Source organism: Nocardioides pyridinolyticus (assembly GCF_054653575.1).
The window spans coordinates 118,619-132,402 of the sequence record NZ_BAAIFY010000006.1 but is presented as its reverse complement, the minus strand read 5'-3'; the positions used below and the strand labels follow the sequence as shown (position 1 = coordinate 132,402).

General features: G+C 71.1%; 15 protein-coding genes. 4 read left to right on the top strand and 11 right to left on the bottom strand.

All coding sequences use genetic code 11. The features are described 5' to 3' along the window. Window positions 1-2: 2 nt before the first annotated feature. Together ACYQ0U_RS07715 and ACYQ0U_RS07710 are read left to right on the top strand one after the other, a co-directional pair. Window positions 3-971 (top strand): carbohydrate ABC transporter permease, encoded by a 969-nt coding sequence (locus tag ACYQ0U_RS07715; RefSeq protein ID WP_459971241.1) that lies wholly within the window; start codon window positions 3-5, stop codon window positions 969-971. Beyond that, window positions 968-1,846, top strand: coding sequence for a carbohydrate ABC transporter permease (locus tag ACYQ0U_RS07710; protein WP_459971239.1), 879 nt, complete (start codon window positions 968-970; stop codon window positions 1,844-1,846). The genes ACYQ0U_RS07715 and ACYQ0U_RS07710 overlap by 4 nt, the downstream gene beginning before the upstream one ends. 27 nt (window positions 1,847-1,873) lie before the next feature. Here the strand turns inward: ACYQ0U_RS07710 and ACYQ0U_RS07705 are convergent, their stop codons facing one another. From ACYQ0U_RS07705 to ACYQ0U_RS07695, 3 genes are all read right to left on the bottom strand, one after another. Then, window positions 1,874-2,293 carry a CocE/NonD family hydrolase gene (locus tag ACYQ0U_RS07705; RefSeq protein WP_459971237.1) on the bottom strand — a complete coding sequence of 140 codons (420 nt, stop codon included), beginning with the start codon at window positions 2,291-2,293 and terminating at the stop codon, window positions 1,874-1,876. After that, window positions 2,290-3,333, bottom strand: coding sequence for a P1 family peptidase (locus ACYQ0U_RS07700; RefSeq protein WP_459971235.1), 1,044 nt, complete (start codon window positions 3,331-3,333; stop codon window positions 2,290-2,292). The genes ACYQ0U_RS07705 and ACYQ0U_RS07700 overlap by 4 nt, the downstream gene beginning before the upstream one ends. 68 nt (window positions 3,334-3,401) lie before the next feature. Beyond that, window positions 3,402-3,539, bottom strand: a complete 138-nt coding sequence (locus ACYQ0U_RS07695; RefSeq protein ID WP_459971233.1) for a hypothetical protein — start codon at window positions 3,537-3,539, stop codon at window positions 3,402-3,404. A 132-nt stretch (window positions 3,540-3,671) separates the two neighbouring features. Here ACYQ0U_RS07695 and arr point away from each other — a divergent pair, with 132 nt between their 5' ends. Continuing rightward, on the top strand, window positions 3,672-4,133 hold the full coding sequence (gene arr / locus ACYQ0U_RS07690) for an NAD(+)--rifampin ADP-ribosyltransferase (RefSeq protein ID WP_459971230.1): 462 nt from the start codon (window positions 3,672-3,674) through the stop codon (window positions 4,131-4,133). A 174-nt stretch (window positions 4,134-4,307) separates the two neighbouring features. On the opposite strand, the gene ACYQ0U_RS07685 is transcribed toward arr, so the two are convergent. Genes ACYQ0U_RS07685 through ACYQ0U_RS07650 form a run of 8 tightly spaced genes read right to left on the bottom strand, consistent with a single transcriptional unit; the run spans window position 4,308 to window position 12,867 of the window. Continuing rightward, on the bottom strand, window positions 4,308-5,324 hold the full coding sequence (locus tag ACYQ0U_RS07685; protein ID WP_459971227.1) for an LLM class flavin-dependent oxidoreductase: 1,017 nt from the start codon (window positions 5,322-5,324) through the stop codon (window positions 4,308-4,310). A 25-nt stretch (window positions 5,325-5,349) separates the two neighbouring features. Further along, the gene (locus ACYQ0U_RS07680) at window positions 5,350-5,805 is read right to left on the bottom strand and encodes a thioesterase family protein (RefSeq protein WP_459971225.1); all 456 of its coding nucleotides are present in this window, start codon (window positions 5,803-5,805) and stop codon (window positions 5,350-5,352) included. After that, entirely contained in the window at window positions 5,802-6,740 is a 939-nt protein-coding gene (locus ACYQ0U_RS07675) for a 3-hydroxyacyl-CoA dehydrogenase NAD-binding domain-containing protein (RefSeq protein WP_459971224.1), read from the bottom strand. Before ACYQ0U_RS07675 ends, ACYQ0U_RS07680 begins: the two co-directional genes overlap by 4 nt. Further along, window positions 6,737-7,621, bottom strand: coding sequence for a beta-keto acid cleavage family enzyme (locus ACYQ0U_RS07670; RefSeq protein WP_459971222.1), 885 nt, complete (start codon window positions 7,619-7,621; stop codon window positions 6,737-6,739). The genes ACYQ0U_RS07675 and ACYQ0U_RS07670 overlap by 4 nt, the downstream gene beginning before the upstream one ends. Before the next feature lie 18 nt (window positions 7,622-7,639). Beyond that, complete coding sequence (locus tag ACYQ0U_RS07665) at window positions 7,640-9,406, bottom strand: ABC transporter ATP-binding protein (RefSeq protein WP_459971220.1); 1,767 nt, start codon at window positions 9,404-9,406, stop codon at window positions 7,640-7,642. Next, window positions 9,406-10,251 carry an ABC transporter permease gene (locus ACYQ0U_RS07660; RefSeq protein ID WP_459971218.1) on the bottom strand — a complete coding sequence of 282 codons (846 nt, stop codon included), beginning with the start codon at window positions 10,249-10,251 and terminating at the stop codon, window positions 9,406-9,408. Before ACYQ0U_RS07660 ends, ACYQ0U_RS07665 begins: the two co-directional genes overlap by 1 nt. Further along, the gene (locus ACYQ0U_RS07655; protein ID WP_459971216.1) at window positions 10,248-11,282 is read right to left on the bottom strand and encodes an ABC transporter permease; all 1,035 of its coding nucleotides are present in this window, start codon (window positions 11,280-11,282) and stop codon (window positions 10,248-10,250) included. The genes ACYQ0U_RS07660 and ACYQ0U_RS07655 overlap by 4 nt, the downstream gene beginning before the upstream one ends. Before the next feature lies 1 nt (window position 11,283). Beyond that, entirely contained in the window at window positions 11,284-12,867 is a 1,584-nt protein-coding gene (locus ACYQ0U_RS07650; RefSeq protein ID WP_459971214.1) for an ABC transporter substrate-binding protein, read from the bottom strand. A 128-nt stretch (window positions 12,868-12,995) separates the two neighbouring features. Here ACYQ0U_RS07650 and ACYQ0U_RS07645 point away from each other — a divergent pair, with 128 nt between their 5' ends. Next, on the top strand, window positions 12,996-13,778 hold the full coding sequence (locus tag ACYQ0U_RS07645) for an IclR family transcriptional regulator (RefSeq protein WP_459971212.1): 783 nt from the start codon (window positions 12,996-12,998) through the stop codon (window positions 13,776-13,778). Window positions 13,779-13,784 lie beyond the last annotated feature (6 nt).

The following is a 13,784-nucleotide window of genomic DNA, read 5'->3' as shown; positions in this document are numbered from 1 at the left end:
GGATGTCGTCCACCACAGCCTCGACCGGCGGCCCCGGCGGAGCCTCGACCGGTACGCCGACGCGACCCCCGGGCGCGCCGAGCGACGCGCTCCGCAAGACGGGCGACTGGGCGCGTCGCGCCCCGCTGCTGCCCGCCCTCGTCTTCACGATCGTGATGACCCAGGTGCCGTTCGTGGCGACGCTGGTCATCTCGTTCATGAACTGGAACGCCTACTACCCGGACGAGCGGGGCTTCACCGGGTTCGACAACTACGTCCGCGTCTTCACCGACACCAACGCCCGCTCAGCAGTGATCGTCACGATCGTCCTCACCGTGTCGGTCGTCGCCGTCAGCCTGCTCCTGGGACTCGGCATCGCGCTGCTGCTCGACCGCAAGTTCCGGGGACGGGCCGCCGTACGGACCTTGATGGTGCTGCCGTTCCTCATCGTCCCGGTCGCCGCGGCACTGCTGTGGAAGCACGCCCTCTACAACCCCGAGTACGGGTTGTTCAACGGGATGCTGAAGCTCGTGTTCGGTGACGACGCCCCGCAGCCGGACTGGATCACCAACAACCCGCTGATCGCGATCATCGCCGCGCTGGTGTGGCAGTGGACGCCCTTCATGATGCTGATCCTGCTCGCGGGGCTGCAGAGCCGACCCCTCGACGTGATCGAGGCCGCCCGCATCGACGGCGCCAGCAGCTGGCAGATCTTCACCCAGATGACGCTTCCGCACCTGCGCCAGTACATCGAGCTGTCCGCGCTGCTCGGCGCGATCTACGTCGTGCAGAACTTCGACGCCGTCTTCACCATCACCTCAGGTGGTCTCGGCACCGCGAACCTGCCCTACTACATCTACCAGACCTTCTACACCGCCCAGGACTACGGGCGCGCGTCAGCCGCCGGCGTGATGGTCGTCATCGCCACCATCATCATCGCCACCGCGGCGCTGCGCACCGTGTTCACCCTGTTCAAGGAGGAGGGACGATGAGCGCCACCACTGCCGGCTCCGGCCGGCGCGCCCGCGCTGACCGCCGCGGCTCCCGGCACGCCCGCCCGCCCCGCAGCGCGGCGCTGTTCAGCCTGCTCGCCTGGATCGTCGGCCTGCTGTTCGCGGCGCCGGTGTTCTGGATGATCCTCACGTCGTTCCACAAGGAGACGGACGCCGCGCAGAACCCGCCCGCGTTCTTCGCACCGCTGAGCCTGGACGGGTACGAGACCTTCTTCGACTCCGACCCGTGGCCGCCCCTCCTGAACTCGTTGACGGCGAGCGTGGTGTCAACCGGACTCGTGCTGCTGCTGGCGTTCCCGGCCGCGTACGCGCTGTCGATCCGGCCGGTGAAGAAGTGGACCGACGTGCTGTTCTTCTTCCTGTCGACCAAGATGCTGCCGATCGTGGCCGGCATCCTGCCGCTGTACCTGTTCGCACAGAAGCTGCACGTGCTCGACAACATCTTCTACCTCATCCTGCTGTACACCGCGATGAACCTGCCGATCGCGATCTGGATGCTGCGGTCGTTCCTCGCGGAGGTCCCGGTCGAGATGCTGGAGGCCGCCTCGATCGACGGAGCGAGCCTGCCTCGCACCCTGCGGGAGGTGGTCGCGCCCGTCGTCATGCCAGGGATCGCAGCTGCCGCCCTGATCTGCTTCATCTTCAGCTGGAACGAGCTGCTCCTCGCCCGCGTGCTGACGGGGACGGTGGCCGGGACGGCGCCGGTGTTCCTGACCGGCTTCGTGACCAGCCAGGGCCTGTTCCTCGCCAAGGTCTGCGCCGCCTCCTTCGTCGTCTCCCTGCCCGTGCTCATCGCAGGGTTCGCCGCTCAGGACAAGCTGGTCCAGGGCCTGTCGATGGGGGCGGTGAAGTAGCACCGATTCGGCGCATCGGGCCCCGGCTCAGACCGACCGTGGGACGTGCTCGGACCAGGTCCGGGTGGAGACGTGCTCGCCGTTCAGGGCCGCGACGGTCTCGATCGTGACGTCGAGGCCGGGGGCGGTGATGGCGACGTCCATCGTCGACGTCACCTGCACCGAGATGCCGGGCCAGGTGGGGTCGTAGGTCGTGACGGCGTGCGAGCCCTGGTCCCAGGTACGGCGGTCGACCCAGACGTACTCCTCACGGGCGGTGCCGTCGTGCGGGGTGTCGTACTCCGACACCGAGGACGTGTGGGCGGTGGTGCGCCGGCCGATCACGTCGTCCTTGCGGTAGGGCAGCGCCTCCAGCAGGCACGGCTGCGGACCGGCGGCCGGGTCCGGCAGGTAGAGCGTCGCGGCGAGCTCGACGCCGTCGCGGACGGGGATGCGGACCTCGGTCACCGCAGCAGCTCCAGCACCGCCGGCGAGTGTAGGGACTCGCTGGTGTTGCCGCCGCGTCCGACCACCGTGGGGGCGCCGAACATCGAGTTGAGCACCGCCTCCTCGGCCGCCTCGACGACGGCCGCGAAGAGCGGGTCGACCCCGCGGCCGGTCAGGGGAGCGGACGACTGCCGCTGGTCGCGGTCGAGTCGCAGGCCGGTGCCGAAGGCCAGGAAGATCTCGCCGCTGCCGTGGTGCGCCACCGACCCGGCCCGCGCCAGGCCGAGCCCGACCCGCCGGGCCAGCCGCGCGCAGGACGCGCCGTCGACCGGGGCGTCGGTGACGACGATGCCGATGCAGGAGCCCGCCGGCCTCTCCGGCGCGGACGGCGCCGGCGGCAGCAGGCGCCCGACCGGGGTGCCGGCGACGACGAGCTCCTCGCGCGCGCCGAAGTTCGTCAGCAGCAGGACGGCGACCGTGTGGCCCTCGGGCGTCACGCGCGACGCCGTACCGATGCCGCCCTTGAAGCCCAGGCAGGACATGCCGGTCCCGGCGCCGACCGCTCCCTCCTCGGGTGGCGTCGGCGAGCCGCGGGAGGCCAGCGCCGCCGCGTGCGCGGCGCGGACGTCGGCCGCGGTGACGTGCATCCGGCGGCAGTCGTTGAGGAAGGAGTCGTCGCACTCGCCGACCACCGGGATCACCACATCGTCGGCGACCCCACCGTCGCGCTCGAGCTCGATCTCGCACGCCGCGTCGTAGACCCGGCCGAGCTGCATGGTCGAGGTCAGGTAGACCGGCGTCTCGACGGACGCCCACTCGGACGCGGTGAGGAAGCCGGTGCACTCGCCGGCCCCGTTGAGGACCGCGCCACCCGCGGGCAGCGGTCGGCGATAGGCGTCCTCGGCGAGCAGCAGGCACGTGACGCCCGTGCGGGCGACGAGCGGCTCGTCCCGCCAGACGGTCGCGTGGCCGAGGCCGACCCCGGCGACGTCGAGCACCGAGTTGGTCGGGCCGGTCGGCAGCGCCCCGATCCTGACGTCCAGGTCACGCGCGCGCGGCATGCGCCCATCCTGCCCGAATGGCGCATCTGCGGTGGGATGCTGACGCCGTGCGCATCCCCGTCGTCTGGTCAGCCGCCACCAAGCGACACGTCCCGAAGCACGAGGTGTGGGTGGGCGTCCCGACGCCCGGCACCGAGGTGCCGGAACGCGTCGACGTCGTCCTCGACGCCCTCGCCGAGCACCCGCGGCACGAGGCGACGCCGCACGACGACGTGCCGGGCCCTCGGCGACCTGGGCGTGCCGAGCGTGCTCGTGCAGGAGGGCGGCTACGACCTGGCGCACATGGGTGGCCTGGTCGCGGCGTACCTCGAGGGTCACGCTGGGGCAGGATGACCCAGATGGACCAGACGGACGGCGCCCGCACCCCGGTGACCTACGAGAGCTCGGACCGGGTCCCCGGCCCGTTCTTCCACGGCACCAAGGCCGAGCTCGAGCCCGGCACCGAGCTGGTGGCGGGCTTCGGCTCGAACTTCCAGGAGGGCCGGGTCTCGAACAACATCTACTTCGCCGCCCGGCTGGAGACGGCCGTGTGGGGCGCCGAGCTCGCCACCGCGCTGGCCGGCCTCGCCGAGCGCGGCCACGTCTACGAGGTGGAGCCGCTCGGGCCGTTCGAGGACGACCCGAACGTCACCGACAAGCGGTTCCCCGGCAACCCCACCGAGTCCTACCGCACGCACCACTCGTTGCGCGTCGTCCGCGAGGTCGAGGACTGGGAGGGCCACCCGCCCGAGGTCCTCCAGGGGATGCTCGACAGCCTGGCGAACCTGCGCGCGCAGGGCCTGGACGTCATCGAGGACTAGCGAGGTCGATCACGACGTCGTCTCGGCCGTCCTCCTCGACGAACCCATGTCGATCGATTCATCACGGTAGGCAGACGGGTCCGCACTCCCCGCGGCATACCCACCAGGGGGAGTGCGGGTTCACCTACCTACCGTGATGACTCGGCAGCGGCGGTGGCAGCGGCGAACGACGACTCAGCGCCAGCCGAGCTCGGCGGCCACCTTCAGCACGTTCTCGAGGACGTGGGCGTTGTAGTCGACGCCGAGCTGGTTGGGGACGGTGAGCAGCAGGGTGTCGGCGGCGGCGATCGCCTCGTCCTCGGCGAGGTCCTGCACCAGCTGCTCCGGGGAGCCGGCGTAGGTCTTGCCGAAGCGGGCCAGGCCGCCGTCGAGGTGGCCGACCTGGTCCTGGCTGCGGGACTCGTGGCCGAAGTAGGCGCGGTCCATGTCGCTGACGACCGGGAAGATGCTGCGGCTGACCGAGACGCGCGGCGTCCGCTCGTGGCCGGCGGCCTTCCAGGCGTCGCGGAAGCGCTGGATCTGCTCGGCCTGGAGCTGGTGGAACGGGACGCCGGTGTCCTCGGTGAGCAGGGTCGAGCTCATCAGGTTCAGGCCCTGCTCGGCGGTCCACTCGGCCGTGGCGCGGCTGCCGGCGCCCCACCAGATCCGGTCGCGCAGGCCGGGGGAGTGCGGCTCCAGCGGCAGCAGGCCGGGCGGGTTGGGAAACATCGGTCGCGGGTTGGGCTCGGCGAAGCCCTTGCCCTGGATGACCTCGAGGAAGACGCGGGTGTGGTCGCGCGCCATGTCGGCGTGGTCGGAGCCCTCGGCGGGCTGGTAGCCGAAGTAGCGGAAGCCGTCGATGACCTGCTCCGGTGATCCGCGGCTCACCCCGAGCTGGAGCCGCCCGCCGGAGATCAGGTCCGCGGCGCCGGCGTCCTCGGCCATGTAGAGCGGGTTCTCGTAGCGCATGTCGATCACGCCCGTGCCGATCTCGATGCGGCTGGTGCGGGCGCCGACGGCGGCGAGCAGGGGGAACGGCGAGGCCAGCTGCCGCGCGAAGTGGTGCACGCGGAAGTAGGCGCCGTCCACGCCCAGCTCCTCGGCCGCGACGGCCAGGTCGATGGACTGGAGCAGCGCGTCCGCGGCCGACCGCGTCTGCGACTGCGGCGAGGGCGTCCAGTGCCCGAACGAGAGGAACCCGATCTTCTTCATGCCCCTCCCAACGACGGTTGAACGCTCAATCTTCCCGTGGTCCAGTCCGCCGGATCCGGATCTGGCCCGCGGCGTGCTCGGGAGGTTCCACGAGAGCGGCCCGGGCATGCGCGGCCACGTTCGGCGGGAACGGCGCCGCGCTGCGCCCGACCACGTGTACGCCGAGGACCTCCTCGGTGGCGCGCAGCCGGCCCTCGGCGTACAGCTCGTGCCAGATCCACAGCAGCTTGTCCGTCACGCCGATGACCTCCGAGCGCACCTCGAGGTCGGCACCCGCGGACACCTCGTCGAGGTACCGCACGTGCGCCTCGACCGTGTAGAGCGAGGCGTCGTGCTCCGCGCGGTACGCCGGGCCGAGTCCGACCGCGTCCATGACGGCATCGGTCGCGTGGCCGAGTACCAGCACGTAGTAGGGCTCGGAGAGGTGCCCGTTGTAGTCGATCCAGGCGTCCTGGACCGGCTCGCGCCACTCGACGGTCACGCGCGGCCCAGCGCACGCAGGATCGCGACGACGCCGCGGTCCCGCTCGGCGACCAGCTCGTCGATCGAGCGGCCGTCCGCCTCGCGGTCGCAGCCGGCCACGACCGCGTCGCGCAGCTCCGGCGTGAGCTCGGCCGCGACCAGCCGGGTCCACGGCGACTGGAGCGACGGGCCGAAGTGGTCGAGCATGTGCGCCATGCCGCCCTGCCCGCCGGCCAGGTGGAAGGTCAGCATCGGGCCGTGGACCGGCCACCGCAGCCCCGGCCCGTCGGTGATGGACAGGTCGATCTGCTCGACCGTCGCCTCGCCGGCGTTCACCATGTGCAGCGCCTCGCGCCACAGCGCCTCCTGGAGCCGGTTCGCGATGAAGCCCGGCACCTCGCGGTCCATGGTGATCACGGACTTGCCGGCGTGCCGGTAGAACGCCGACGCCCAGGCGACCGCGTCGGGGTCGGTGGCGGCGCCGCCGACCACCTCGACGAGCGGGATCAGGTACGGCGGGTTGAACGGGTGTCCCACGACCGTGCGCCCCGGATGCGTGCACCTGACCTGCATCTCGCTCATCCCGTAGCCCGAGGTGGAGGAGCCGATCACCACGTCGTCGGGCGTCACCGCGTCGATGTCGGCCAGCAGCGAGCGCTTGAGCTCAAGATCCTCCGGCGCGCTCTCCTGGACGAACTCGGCGCGTGCGCACGCGGTCGCCAGGTCCGGCTCGACCGTCAGACGGTCCCTGCTCGCGCCGGGGGCGAGGCCGAGGTCGGTGAGCGCCGGCCAGGCCGCCTCGACCAGATGGCGCAGCCGCACCTCGGCGTCCTCGGCCGGGTCCCACGCGATCACGTCGTAGCCGCGGGCCAGGAAGTAGGCGACCCAGCCGCCGCCGATGACACCGGCGCCAACGCAGGTGACGGTGCGGACCTCCTCCGGAGCGACCCTCATCGCCGCTTCAGCGCGAGGATCTCGCGGCCCTCGTCCGGCGTCGCCACCAACGCGCCCATGCTCTCGACGATCGTCCGGGCGCGCTCGACCAGCTGGGCGTTCGTCGCCTTGACGCCCTTGCTCAGATAGAGGTTGTCCTCGAGCCCGACCCGGACGTGCCCGCCGAGCAGGACCGACTGCGCGACCCACGGCATCTGCATGGAGCCCAGGGCGAACGACGCCCACACCGCGTCGTCGGGCAGTTGCTTGACCATCGCCGCCAGCGTGAGCGGGTCCGCGGGCGCACCGTAGGGGATCCCCATGCAGAGCTGGTACATCGCCGGCGCGTCGATCAGGCCCTCCTCGACCAGCGTCTTCGCGAACCAGAGGTGGCCGGTGTCGAAGATCTCCATCTCACAGCGGACGCCGAGCTCCTGGATCTTCTTCGCGCCCTCGCGCAGCATGTCCGGGGTGCTGACGTAGACGAGGCTGCCCTCGCCGAAGTTGAGGCTCCCGCAGTCGAGCGTGCAGATGTCGGGGAGCAGCTCCTCGACGTGGGGCAGGCGGTCGACGCCGCTCACCAGGTCGGTGCCGTCGAGGAACGTCGTCGGGTCGTGTGGGTCGAGCACCAGGTCGCCGCCCATGCCGGCGGTGGTGTTGACGATGACGTCGACATCGGAGGCCCGGACGCGTTCGACCACCTCGCGGTAGAGCGCGACGTCCCGCGAGCCCGAGCCCGTCTGGGGGTCCCGGACGTGGATGTGGATGATCGTCGCGCCGGCGCGGGCCGCGGCGATGCCGGACTCCGCGATCTGCTCCGGGGTCACCGGCACGTGCTCGGAGCGGCCGACGGTGTCGCCGGCGCCGGTCAGCGCACAGGTGATCATGACCTTGCGGTTCACGGGGTGCCTCCTCGGGATTCAGTCGATGCGAGGGCTGTTGGCGAGCAGGTCGCGGGTGTACTCCTGCTGCGGGGTCTCCATGACGGTCACCACCGAGCCCGCCTCGACGACGTGGCCCGCCCGGAGGATCTCGACCCGCGCGGCGATGGAGCGGACCAGCGCGAGGTTGTGGGTCACGAACAGCATGCTGATGCCGCGGTCCTTCCGGAGCCCCTCGAGGAGGGCCACGATCGAGCCCTGCACCGACACGTCGAGGGCCGAGGTGATCTCGTCGCAGATCATGACGTCCGGCTCGGCCGCCAGGGCGCGGGCGATCGCGACGCGCTGCCGCTCGCCGCCGGAGAGCCGGCCGGCCTGGTAGTGGAGCATGCCGGTTCCGAGCGCCACCTGGCCCATCAGCTCGACGACCCGGTCGGTGGCCTCGCTGCCCCGCGCGATCCCGAAGAGCTCCATCGGGCGCCTGATGATCTGCTCGACGGTGAGCCGCGGGTTCAACGACAGGTAGGGGTTCTGGAAGATGTACTGGATCCGCCTGCGGTCCTCGGCGCTGCGCCGGCGGGCGCTCCTGGCCAGCTCCCGGCCCTCGAAGCGGAGGTTGCCGGTCCACTCCTTGTGGAGGCCGCCCACGGACCGCGAGATCGTGGTCTTGCCGCTGCCGGACTCGCCGACCAGCGCCACCACCTCGCCCTTGGCGAGGTCGAAGGAGACGTCGTGGACGACCTTCTTGCGGCCGTAGAACACGTCGAGCCCGTCCACGGAGAGGATCACGTCGCGTGCCCGGTGGGGGTCGGCGTCGGCGACCGTGCCGCGGTTGATGTCCCAGCGCCCGATCTCCTCCGCGCGCAGGCACCGCACCTCGTGTTCGGGAGCGAGGGTGCGCAGCTCGGGGACCTGCTGACGACACGCGTCGACGGCGAAGGCACACCGGTCGTTGAAGCGGCAGCCGTCGGGCCGGGCGCCCGGGGCCGGCGTACGACCCGGGATGCCGCGCAGGTCGCGGGCCTGGCTGAGGTGGGGGATCGAGTCGAGCAGCGCCCGGGTGTAGGGGTGCATCGGGTTGGCGAAGATCGCGTGCCGTGGCCCGAGCTCGGCGATCTGCCCGGCGTACATCACCGCGACCCGGTCGGCGATGTTGGCGACCACCGCGAGGTCGTGGGTGACGTACAGCGCGCTGACCCCGTGCGTGCGGCAGAGCCCGGCCATCGTGTCGAGCACCATCTTCTGCGTCGTCACGTCGAGGCCGGTCGTCGGCTCGTCGAGGACGAGCACCTTGGGCTTGGGCAGGAACGCCATCGCCAGCGCCACGCGCTGCACCTGGCCGCCGGAGAGCTGGTGCACGTAGCGACGGAGGAACTCGTCGTCGTTCGGCAGCCCGACCTCGGCGAGGCCGTCGCGCGCACTCTGCAGGCGCGACTCGGCCGTCCCGATGCCGCGCAGCTCGAGGAACTCGACGATCTGCTTGCCGATCCGGATGCTCGGGTTGAGGGCGGCGGCGGGGTCCTGGGGGACGTAGGCGATCTCCTCGCCGCGCAGCTGCCGGACCTGCTTCCAGTGGAGCTGCAGCACGTCTCGGCCCTCGAGCAGCACCCTGCCGGCCGAGATGACCGCTCCCGGGCGGGAGTAGCCGAGCAGCGAGGTGCCGACGGTGGTCTTGCCGGAGCCGGACTCGCCCACGAGCCCGACCACCTCGCCGGGGCGCAGGACCAGGTCGATGTCGTCGACGACGTCGACCGGCCGACCGGTGAGGGTGACGCCGAGGTCCTCGACGACGAGGCCGTCTGCCATCAGAGCTCTCCCTTCTGGGCGAGCTGGGCGAGCCCGTCGGCCATCAGGTTGGTGCCGATCGTGAAGATCGCGACCATCGCGACGGGCGCCATCACCGCCCACGGCTGGGTGGCCAGACCGAGCCGGTTCTCGTTCATCATCTGCCCCCAGTTGGCCGCACCCGGGTCCGCCGCGAAGCCGAGGAAGCCGAGTGCCGCGACCAGGCCGATGGAGTAGGTGAGGCGGAGGCCGGCCTCCGCCAGCAGCGGGCCGGTCATGTTCGGCAGCACCTCGGCGAGGATCACGCGCGACCGGCGCTCGCCCAGCGCCTCGGCCGCGACCACGAAGTCGCGCGAGACGATGCCCAGCGCGACGCCGCGGGCCACCCGCGCCACGCGCGGTGCGTGCGAGGCGCCGACCAGGACGACGACGATCCAGGGGGCGGGGTTCTCCAGGGCGGTCAGCACCACGAGGGCCAGCAGGATCTGCGGGAAGGCGAGCAGCACGTCGTTCAGCCGCATGATCACCTCGTCCCACCAGCCGCCGCTGTAGGCCGCGACGACCCCGATGAGGATGCCGAGCACCATCCCGAGCAGCGTGGCCAGCATCGCGACCAGCAGGATCCCCAGCCCGCCGTACATCACCCGGCTCAGCACGTCCTGGCCGAGGTAGTCGGTGCCGAGGAGTCCGTCCTTCGCGTACGGCGCACCGGCGGTCTCGTTCTCGCCGTACGGCGCGAAGAAGGGCGCGAGGACCGCGAAGAGCACCACCAGCACGGTGACGGTGAGGCCGAACGTGAAGCGCTTCTGCCGGACCGCCCGCCGCAGGAAGGACGGACCCGTGGTGCTGCTCGTGGGCGCGCTCATGAGGAGATCGTCGTCCTGGCTCGGGGGGTCAGCAGGATCGAGAGGATGTCGGCGACGAGGTTCACCACGATGTAGACGGCGGCGATGATCATGCTCAGCGCCTGCACCATCGGGACGTCGTGGTTGCGGACCGAGTCGACCAGCTGCCGGCCCACGCCGGGGTAGGCGAACAGTGTCTCGACGAGGACCACTCCGCCGGCCAGCCAGGCGAGCTGGAGCGCGATCACCTGGATCCCCGGCACGACCGCGTTGAGCAGCGCGTGCTTGCGCATCACCACCGGCTCGGGGATGCCCTTGAGGCGCGCCAGCTCGACGTAGTCGCTGTCGAGGACCTCGAGCAGCGTGGCGCGCACGATCCGGGAGACGTACGGCGTCACCGCCAGCACCAGCGTCACGACCGGCAGCACCATGCCCTCGGGGGTGTCCCAGGGCCGGCTGCCCGGCGTGGCGATCGTGACCGCCGGGAACACGTGGTAGACCGTCGTCGAGAAGAAGGCGACGAGCAGGATGCCGAGCACGAACTCGGGCACGCCGGCCAGCGCCAGCAGGACCGTCTGGATGACGGTGTCGGGGCGGCGCCCGCGGTAGTGGGCCGAGATCATCGCGATCCCGAAGGCCAGCGGGATCATCACCACGGCCGCCAGCAGCACCAGCACGAGCGTGTTGACGACGTTCGCGGAGATCTGGCCCCAGACCGGCTGCTGGTTGGCCAGCGACGTGCCGGGGTCACCGGTCAGCAGCCCGCCGAGCCAGCTGAAGTAGCGCGAGACGAGCGGGTCGTCGGCGTTCAGCTGCGCCTCGAGCTGGGCCACCCGTCCGGGGTTGGAGTTGTAGTCGCGCCCGAGGATCGCGCGCACCGGGTCGCCCAGGGCGACGGTGGCCACGAACACCAGGACGGACACCAGCCACAGGGTCAGGACCGCCAGGCCGACCCGGCGCAGCAGCCAGGTCGCCCAGGCGGCTGCCCCGGACCTGCCCCGAGGGGGTGCGACCTCCTCGAACGGATCCGGGAGGCCCGCGACCAGAGTCATGTCAGATCGACACCTTGTCGAACTTGTAGGACCCGAGCGGGAGGTACTTGCTCGGCTCCAGGCCCTGCACGTTGGCGCCGTAGCCGTCGACCTGCTGCCGGAAGCCCCAGATGATCAGGCCGCCCTCCTCGTACTCGATCTCCTGCGCCTGGTGCAGGAGATCGGCCCGCTTGGCCTCGTCGAGCTCGCGGGCCGCCGAGTTCACCAGCTCGCGGTGCTGCTCGTTGTCCCAGTGCGTCTCGTTGTAGGTCCCGCCCTGCTCCGGCGGGAACGTGCCGACGACCGCCTGGGGGATGTAGTTGCGGGTGTTCCAGAAGTCCTGGGCGAAGGGGTAGGACAGGTAGTCGTCGTCGTAGAACGTCGCCTTCTTGGTGACCTTCACGTCGACCCCGGCCGCCTTGGCCTGCTCGGCGAAGAGGTTCGCGGCCGCGGGGGCCACCGACCCGATGTCGTCGCCGGTGAACAGCTCGACCTGGAGCCCCTCGTGGCCCGCCTGCTGGAGCAGCGACTTGGCCTGCTCGATGTCCTGCTCGCGCTGGGGCAGGTCGCTGGCGTAGGCCACGTCGAACGGCGCGTAGAGGTCGTTGCCCAGGGAGCCGTAGCCGCTCAGGGTCTGGTCGATCATCGCCTGGCGGTCGACGATCAGCCGCATCGCCTGGCGCACCCGGACGTCGGAGAACGGTGCCGAGTCGACGCGCATCGTGAACGGCACCCACGCACCGGTCTCGGAGACGAGCACGCCGCCGCCGGAGCTCTTGATGCTGTCGATGAGGTTGTACGGCAGGTTGTCGACCGTGTGGACCTGACCGGCCTGGAGGGCGTTGATCTTGGCGTTGTCGTCGGCGAAGTCCTGGATCTGGAGCTCGTCGACGAACGCCTTGGTGCCCCAGTAGTCCTCGTAGCGGGTGAAGGAGCTCGTCTTGCCGGGCTCGAAGGACTTGTACTGGAACGCCCCCGTGCCGACCGGGTTCTGGAGGTCGAAGTCGGTGGGGATGATGCCGAGCGTGTACTCCGCCAGCAGCGAGTCGAGCAGCGCGTAGGGGGTGTTGAGCACCAGCTCGAGCGTGGTGTCGTCGACGACCTTGGTCGACTGGAAGTCGACGATCTGGGAGAGCTGGCCACCGGCAGAGAGCGGCGCCTTGGGGTTCGCGACGCGCTGGATGCTGAACCAGGCGTCCTCCGCGGTGACCGTCTTGCCGTGGTGGAACGTGACGTCGGGCCGCAGCTTGATCGTCCAGGTCACGCCGTCCGGCGAGGCCTCGACCGCCTCGGCCAGCGCCGGCTCGAGCTCGTAGTTGTTGTTCCAGAACAGCAGTGGCTCGAACAGGTTGCTCACCCGGGAGATGTCCGGGTTGGTGACCGGCGCGTGCGGGTCGAGCGTGTCCTTGCTGCCGCCGCCGGTGGCTCCGTGGATGAGGATGCCGCCGGAGCTCTGCGGTCCGCCGCCGCCACCTCCGCCCCCGCCGCCGTCGTCACCGCCGCATGCCGTCAGGAAGCTGCTGCCGCCCACGGCCAGCGCGCCGATGCCGGAGTACTTGAGAAGCTGCCGCCGGGAGAAACCGGGGTAAGTGCGAGGCTGGTTCACTTGGTGACTCCTCTGTTTCACTATCCGAACACCGGAAGATGTGATCTACGGAACATAAAGACGTCTCGGGAGGTGGTCAATGGCTAGGTCGGAGGTTTTGCAGGGTGTTGCGCGATAAGCAACAAAGTGTGTCCAGCGCAACGAGGACGTCTGGACACGTCCAGTCCGTCGAGCGCGCCGCGGCGCTGCTGCGGGCCGTGGCCACGGCGTCCGGCCCGGCCGCCTCGGCGACCGCGCTGGCCGAGGCCGTCGGGCTCAACCGGACGACGGCCTGGCGGATCCTCTCCACCCTCGAGGAGCAGCGCCTCCTGCGGCTCGACCGGGAGACCGGCTGGTACTCGCTGGGCTTCGGCCTGGTCGACCTGGCCGGCCAGGCCGGCGGGAGCTCGCTCGCCCACGCCGCGCAGTCCGTGCTCCGGCGGATCGCCGGCCGGACGGGTGAGACGGCGGCACTGGCGGTGCAGCGGGGCGGTGCCCTGACCTACGTCGCGGAGGCGCTCGGCTCGGCGCTCGGCTCGGCGATCGTCTCGGTGACCTGGCAGGGCCAGCCGGTGCCCCTCCACGCGACCTCGACCGGCAAGGTCCTGCTGGCCTTCTCCACCCCGGACGAGGTCGAGGCGCTGCTGGACCTCCCGCGCGGCGGCCGGCTCCAGCGCTACACCGCCACGACGATCACCTCGCGTGCCGCGCTCCGCACGGAGCTGGACCGGACCCGCGAACGGGGGTACGCCGTGTGCCGCGGCGAGCTGGAGGAGTCCGCCTGGGGGGTCTCCGCGCCCGTCCTCGACGCCGCCGGCCGCCCCGTGGCGGTCGTGAGCATCTGGGGCCCGCCCGAGCGGATCACCGCCCGGCGGTTCGCCCCGCTCGGCGAGCTCGCCGTCGCGGGCGCGGCCGAGCTGGCCGGCCCCTGACAGACA

Bases quoted from the DNA above. Each gene is read 5' to 3' on its own strand.
- ACYQ0U_RS07665 (WP_459971220.1), bottom strand. From the start codon at position 9,406: ATGGCAGACGGCCTCGTCGTCGAGGACCTCGGCGTCACCCTCACCGGT.
- ACYQ0U_RS07700 (WP_459971235.1), bottom strand. From the start codon at position 3,333: ATGCCGCGCGCGCGTGACCTGGACGTCAGGATCGGGGCGCTGCCGACC.
- ACYQ0U_RS07710 (WP_459971239.1), top strand. From the start codon at position 968: ATGAGCGCCACCACTGCCGGCTCCGGCCGGCGCGCCCGCGCTGACCGC.
- ACYQ0U_RS07715 (WP_459971241.1), top strand. From the start codon at position 3: ATGTCGTCCACCACAGCCTCGACCGGCGGCCCCGGCGGAGCCTCGACC.
- arr (WP_459971230.1), top strand. From the start codon at position 3,672: ATGGACCAGACGGACGGCGCCCGCACCCCGGTGACCTACGAGAGCTCG.
- ACYQ0U_RS07675 (WP_459971224.1), bottom strand. From the start codon at position 6,740: ATGAGGGTCGCTCCGGAGGAGGTCCGCACCGTCACCTGCGTTGGCGCC.
- ACYQ0U_RS07660 (WP_459971218.1), bottom strand. From the start codon at position 10,251: ATGAGCGCGCCCACGAGCAGCACCACGGGTCCGTCCTTCCTGCGGCGG.
- ACYQ0U_RS07685 (WP_459971227.1), bottom strand. From the start codon at position 5,324: ATGAAGAAGATCGGGTTCCTCTCGTTCGGGCACTGGACGCCCTCGCCG.
- ACYQ0U_RS07655 (WP_459971216.1), bottom strand. From the start codon at position 11,282: ATGACTCTGGTCGCGGGCCTCCCGGATCCGTTCGAGGAGGTCGCACCC.